The 845-nt window shown below is 55.6% G+C and carries 1 rRNA gene; it reads left to right on the top strand.

Features of this window, described 5'->3' with window-relative positions:
* Positions 1-82: 82 nt before the first annotated feature.
* A 23S ribosomal RNA gene (locus HMPREF0080_RS03850) occupies positions 83-845 on the top strand; the annotation flags it as partial.

Raw genomic sequence — 845 nt, 5'->3', positions numbered from 1 at the left:
CTGTACCTTGACAACTACAAGAAAACGTAAGAAGAAGGATCTCTAAGAACGAGAGATCCAACCTTAGAAACTCAAAGAGGCAAGTTAAGTAAGAAAGGGCGTACGGCGGATGCCTGGGCCATATCAGCCGACGAAGGACGCGATAAGCTGCGAAAAGCTGCGGGGAGGTGCAAGTAACCGGAGAGCCGCAGATATCCGAATGGGGAAACCCGGCAGTAGGAGTACTGTCACCTCTCGGACGAGAGGAGGGCACCCGGTGAACTGAAACATCTAAGTAGCCGGAGGAAAAGGAATCAACAGAGATGCCCCCAGTAGCGGCGAGCGAAAAGGGCGGAGCCCAAACCGGGGCGGGAAACCGCGCCGGGGTAGAGGACTACCGAAAGACAGCAGGATGAAGTCGAAGCAGGTGGGAACCTGCGCCGCAGACGGTGAGAGCCCGGTAGACGTAAAGAGAGCTGAGGGGTAGGATCCGGAGTACCACGGGGCACGAGGAACCTTGTGGGAAGCAGGGGGGACCACCCTCCAAGGCGAAATACTGATATGGACCGATAGCGCAGAGTACCGTGAGGGAACGGTGAAAAGAACCCCGGGAGGGGAATGAAGAGAACCTGAAACCGTATGTCTACAAGCAGTCGAAGCACGATGCAGGTGCGACGGCGTGCCTATTGAAGAATGAACCGGCGAGTTATTTTTTTCGGCGAGGTTAAGCGGCAGACGCGGAGCCGAAGCGAAAGCGAGTCTGAAGAGGGCGCGAAGTCGAAAGGAATAGACCCGAAACCACAGTGATCTATCCATGCCCAGGTTGAAGCACAGGTAAAAATGTGTGGAGGACCGAACCAGTGAGC

It is taken from the genome of Megasphaera geminata F0357, assembly GCF_000239275.1.
Taxonomy (GTDB): Bacteria; Bacillota; Negativicutes; order Veillonellales; family Megasphaeraceae; genus Megasphaera; species Megasphaera geminata.
Note: the sequence above shows the minus strand (reverse complement) of the source record. Positions and strands in the feature narration are given on the sequence as shown.